At 74.1% G+C, this 5,201-nt stretch carries 5 protein-coding genes and 1 pseudogene; 3 read left to right on the top strand and 3 right to left on the bottom strand.

From position 1 onward, the window contains the following. Together K6I34_RS30980 and K6I34_RS30975 are read left to right on the top strand one after the other, a co-directional pair. The coding region (locus tag K6I34_RS30980; RefSeq protein WP_229331128.1) for a phosphotransferase at positions 1-616 on the top strand (616 nt) is incomplete at its 5' end. A gap of 105 nt (positions 617-721) precedes the next feature. Beyond that, a complete protein-coding gene (locus K6I34_RS30975; RefSeq protein WP_229331126.1) occupies positions 722-1,573 on the top strand; it encodes a hypothetical protein in 852 nt (283 codons plus the stop codon). A gap of 42 nt (positions 1,574-1,615) precedes the next feature. Here the strand turns inward: K6I34_RS30975 and K6I34_RS30970 are convergent, their stop codons facing one another. Continuing rightward, on the bottom strand, positions 1,616-2,767 hold the full coding sequence (locus K6I34_RS30970) for a glycosyltransferase family 4 protein (protein ID WP_229331124.1): 1,152 nt from the start codon (positions 2,765-2,767) through the stop codon (positions 1,616-1,618). A 214-nt stretch (positions 2,768-2,981) separates the two neighbouring features. Here K6I34_RS30970 and K6I34_RS30965 point away from each other — a divergent pair, with 214 nt between their 5' ends. Further along, positions 2,982-3,464 (top strand): GNAT family N-acetyltransferase, encoded by a 483-nt coding sequence (locus K6I34_RS30965; protein WP_229331122.1) that lies wholly within the window; start codon positions 2,982-2,984, stop codon positions 3,462-3,464. Positions 3,465-3,471: 7 nt separating this feature from the next. Here the strand turns inward: K6I34_RS30965 and K6I34_RS30960 are convergent, their stop codons facing one another. Beyond that, a complete protein-coding gene (locus K6I34_RS30960; protein ID WP_229331120.1) occupies positions 3,472-4,317 on the bottom strand; it encodes a sulfotransferase domain-containing protein in 846 nt (281 codons plus the stop codon). A 33-nt stretch (positions 4,318-4,350) separates the two neighbouring features. Continuing rightward, positions 4,351-5,201: pseudogene (locus K6I34_RS30955) on the bottom strand (hypothetical protein); the annotation flags it as partial.

Below are 5,201 nucleotides of genomic sequence, written 5' to 3'. Positions count from 1 at the left end.
GCGCGCCGCCGACATCGCCCGCGTCCTGGACGCCGTCGCCTGCCTCGCCGCCTCCCTCACCCCGGCACCGCCCGCCGTGGCCGCCGTCGTGCCCGACGCCGCCACCGCACTGGCCGACGAGTTCCGGGGCTGGCGCAACCTCGCCCGGGAACGTGCCGAGGGGGCCACGCGCGACGGCCTCGACCCCTGGGCCGCCGGACATCTCGACGCCCTGGCGGAACTGGAGACCGGCTGGGCCGACGCGGTCGCGGGCGACACCCTCGCCCACTGCGACCTCCGCGCCGACAACCTCCTCCTCACCCCCGACCGCGTCCACGTCGTGGACTGGCCGCGCGCCTGCCTCGCGGCCCCCTGGCTCGACCTGCTCTTCCTGCTGCCCAGCATCCGCATGCAGGGCGGCCCGCCGCCCGAAGCGCTCTTCACCGCGCACCCCGTCGCCGCGGACGCCGACCCGGCGGCGGTCACCGTCGCCCTTGCCGCGCTCGCGGGCATGTTCACCGACCGGTCGCTGCGCCCGCCGCCGCCCGGCATCCCCACCCTCCGCCGCTTCCAGGCGGCCCAGGCCGCGGCCGCCCTGGAGTGGCTGCGCGAGCGGGACCTCCCGGACGGCGGCTGACCGGCATCGACACCCCACCGGAACCCGAGGACCACGAGGAGGTGGGCGATCATCAGCGCCCCGAGTGTCACCCTCACCAGTACGCGCGGCTACCTTCCCCTGGCCGTGGCCGCGATCTGCTCCCTGCGGTCGTACAACCGCACGGCCCCCGTCCGGCTCTTCGTCGACGACAAGCCCCCGGAACTGGACGGCATCGCCGCGACCGCGGGCTTCACGGTCGAGGTCCGGCACGTTCCGGGACACAGCGAGCACATCCGGTCGCGCATGCTCAAGATCCGGGCGATGACGGAGGCCGTGCCGGGGGAGTCCGGGACCTGCCTCCACCTCGACGCGGACACCCTCCTCCTCGACGACGTCGCGGACCTCGTCGAGGAGAGCCCGGTCGGCCCCGGGACGGACGCGGACGTCCGCATGCTGCTGCGGCGGCCGAAGGTGCAGACCCTGTGGACCAACGGCCGCCACAACTTCACCGACACGGAGCTCGGCCGGGACGAGATCGCCGCCCTGATCCGCGAGACCTTCGGCCTGGCCCTCACGACGGCCGAACTCGGCGCCATGCCCTGCTGGAACTCCGGCGTCGTCCACGGCACGGGCACCGCCCTGCGCCGCATCGCGCGCCCCTGGCTGGACCGGTACCGGCACATGGTCACCGGGCCCACGCGCGACCGGTTCGTCCCCAACGACCAGTTGTGCCTCTGGCTCACCCTGCTCGCCGCACGCGACGCGATCCGCACCGGCGAACTGCCCCTGCGCTGGAACTTCATGCCCGGACGCGCCCTGCGCCTCGCACCCGGGACCCGCGACCTCGACGCCGCCGGGCTGGACGGCGTCGCGCTCCTCCACCTGTCCGTCAACAAGGACGACCCCTGGGCACTGCGCCGCAGGAACGCGGCGCTCGCGGCCGCGGGCGTCGTGCTGCCCGACACACTCAAGGGCACGCGCACGGGCGGACGGTGACGACGGGGAGACACGAGCGTCGTGGGCGTCGTGGGACCGGACTCAGCCGAGGCAGGCGCGGTAGACGGCCGCGTTCTCCTCGACCTCCCGTGACAGGCCGAACCGCTTCCGTACGGCCTGGCGGGCCCGCTCGGCGATGCCTTGCCGATCGGCGGCGAGCATGGTGAGGACACCGTCGGCGAGCGCCCGCCAGGAACCGGGCTCGGGCACCAGCACGGCCTCCTCGCCGTCCACCACCATCTCCGGTACGGCTCCCACGGCGGTGGCCACCACGGGCGTGCCCGCCAGCATGGACTCCAGCACCGTGTTCGGGCAGCCTTCGTGCAAGGACGGCAGCACGAAGACGTCCATGCCACGGAGGTTCCGCAGGACATCGCCCCTGGGCAGCGGCCCGGTGAGGACGACGCGGTCCGCGACGCCGGTGACCGCGGCCAGGTCCAGCAGCGCGTCGGCGTCCTCGCGGATCTCCCCGGCCAGCACCAGACGGGCCTCCGGATGCCGTTCCAGGACCGTGGGGAAGGCCCGGATCAGCAGGCCGACGCCCTTCTTGGGACGGATGAGGCCCAGCGTGCCGACGACCGGCGAACCGGGGAAACGGACGGAGCCGTCGCGGTAGGGCGCCGGGTCGATGCTGTTGAGCACCACCGTCGTACGCGCCCCGCAGCCCGTGAGGATGTCGGCCCTCCGGGCGGCCTCGCCGCTCACGGCGATGATCCGGGTGGCGTGGGACAGCGCCCACTGGAGACGGGGCAGCCGGTTGTCGAAGACGTTGCCGTGGATGTCGTTGCCGCGGATGCCCACCACCGACGGCACGCCGCACTCGGCTGCCGCCCAGGCCACGTGGTAGCCGGCCGAGCTCGCGTAGAAACCGTGCAGCAGGGCGTACCCGCGTCGGCGCGCCAGCGCGACCAGGGCTTGCTGCACGAGCACTTCGCGGTCGGGGCCCGGCAGAGCCGGATCCCCCGCGTACAACGTGAAGACGCCGACCCCGCCGTCCCTCTCGCACGGTTCCTCGGGCACCGGCTCGCTGCCCGGCGGGGGCGGAACGTCGGGGACGAGCGCGACGACATCCACGGCGAACCGGCCGTCCGCGTCCAGGCCGCGTGCCAGCCGCCGCACGCTGGTGCCGATGCCGCCGTTCTGGTGTGCCTCGCCGCGCAGGACGAGGGCGATGCGGGGGCGGGAGCCGGGCATCAGCGACTCCTGGGAGCGCCGGGGACCACGGGGGTGCGTGTCAGCGTCATGCCGCCATCGTCGCGGCGCGGGCGCGGACCGTCCACGGGGCCTCCGTCCGGGGCGTGCCGGAAGGTGTGTACGAGGCGTACGGGATGCACGGGACGCGCACCGACGGGTGAATCGGGCGGGAGCACGTTTGAGTGCCGGAGCCGCGTGTGTCACGGTCGGGTCCATGTGCCCCATCACCGTACGTCCCTTGGCGCCCGCGGACTGGAAGCTGTGCCGTGAGCTGCGGCTGGCCGCGCTCCGCGACGCGCCGGAGGCGTTCGGCTCCACACTGGCCCGCGAGGAGTCCCTCACCGAGGAACAGTGGCGACGGCGCCTGGAGGGCCGCAGCCAGTTCCTCGCGGAGGAGGACGGCGAGCCGTGCGGCCTCGCCGGAGTCGTCCCGGCCGGCACCGGCGCCGCCGAGCTGGTGTCCGTCTGGGTGCGCCCCGGCACGCGCGGCAGGGGTGCCGCCGACCTGCTGCTGCGGGCCGCGCTGCACTGGGCCGACGAGCACGGCGTGACCGAGGTGCGGCTGACGGTCGCCGCGGGCAACGTCACCGCCGAACGCCTCTACGCGCGCCACGGGTTCCGGCGTGCGGCCACGGGGGAGCGCGCCGACGAGTTCGTCATGGTCCGCACCGTGCCCACTGCCGGGCCGGCGGGCTGACACGGGTTCAGACCGGCGACGACGGTGTCGTGCGGTGGTGCGGGGCTTCAGCCGCGAGCGCCGCCGGGTGCCACGGTGGCGCGAGGAACCGGTGGACGAGGGCGACGAGGTGCGCGGACTGTTCGCCGGTGAGGTAGTCGCGGAAGCCGCCGACGACGCCGCGGCGGGTCTTGAAGGATTCCGGGTCGCCGGGCAGAGCGGGCCGCAGGCGGTGCGTGCCGAGTGTGTCGGCGACCTCCATGGCGCGCATGGCGGTGAAGTCGGCGAACTCCACCGCCGTACGCAGGACTTCCTCGCCGGTCGGCAGCCCGCAGAAGCGCAGTACGCGGGCGAGCTCGCCGACGGTGTCGGCGGTCAGCCGTTCGTACGAGGTGAGCAGGAACGCGGCGGGCACGTCCTGGTGGGCGTGCCAGATGTTCCAGAAGGCCAGACAGGTCCTGACACTGCCGTGTTCCTCGCGGAGGAAGCTTCCGAGGCCGGCCGTGTACGGGGTATCGCCGCGCCGACTCTGCTGGAAGTAGCGGGAGACGGCGGTGTCCCGGATGTCACGGACCAGGAGCACCACCTTGCGGTCGCGGTAGAAGCTCTTGTCCAGGGACAGCTCGGCCGGGCTCCGGCGGTGGACATGGTCGTCGTGCCAGAAGACGATGCGGGGCAGCGCGGGGTTCACCGTGCTGAACTCGAAGAGATTCAGGTCCCGGCAGACCTCCAGTGGGATCCCGTGAGCCGTCGAGATGGCCTTGGCCATGAGGGCCCGCAGCCACGTACGGCCGCATTTGGGGAACGAGACGACGTAGACGTCCGCGTCCGTGACCGGGGGACTGACGGGGACGCCACTGCGATCGGCTGTCATCGGTTCGCCTCTCGACGGGCGGAAGGCACGCGGTCACCACCTTCCCGGACGGTCGGGTGTTGTCAATGGCGCCTCCGCCACGGCCTTGTCCACGGTCTCGTCCCCGGCCTCGTAGCCACCGTGCGCGCGGGGCGGGAGCGCGTCGGGTTCGGGGCGGCGCCAGCGCGCCCGCTCGGAGAACCAGCGCTCCACGGCGGAGAGACGGTCGGCCTGTTCCCGTGGTGTCGCCCCGGTGACCAGGGCGACGGCGGCGGTCCCGGACGGGCCGACGGCACGCGCGCCCGGACTCAGCCGCGCGCGGTAGTCGAGCACGCCGGGCAGCGGGCAGGCGGTGGGAATGTCGAGCAGTTCGCCCGGGCGCGGTGGCAGGGCCACGTACCCGACGAGACGGCGGGGCGGGGCGTCCGGCGGGGGCAGTTCCACCCGCAGCCCGGCCTGCCCCCGAGCGGAGCAGCGGTCAAGATCCACACCGTGGGACAGACGTGTGGCGTCGTTGATGCCCCGGCCGCCCGTCCTGGCGGCGATCTCGCACAGCGAGACCGTGCCGTCGGCGGCCAGGAACAACTCGGCGTGGAAACTGGTCGGTTCCGCGACGGGAGGGAGCGCCGCGATCACCGCCGCGGTGAACGCCTCCAGGCGACGGGCCGGTTCGCCGCCGTGCGGCAGCATGGTCCCCGACCGCGGCAGGCCCTCCTCCAGGGCCCGCAGCGGAGGCCGGACGTACGCGCTCGACCAGGCGAACAGCATCCGGCCACCGGCCATGACCCCGTTGACGTGGTGGAGCCGGGCATCGACGTACTCCTCGGCGAGCAGCCCCCACGGCCTGTCCGGAGCGACGCGCGGCCCGGCCGCCCACCGCTCGACCGCCCCGCGCCCCCGAAGGA

The sequence above is a fragment of the Streptomyces sp. UNOC14_S4 genome, assembly GCF_020740835.1.
GTDB lineage: Bacteria > Actinomycetota > Actinomycetes > Streptomycetales > Streptomycetaceae > Streptomyces.
This window is presented reverse-complemented; position numbering and strand designations above follow the sequence as displayed.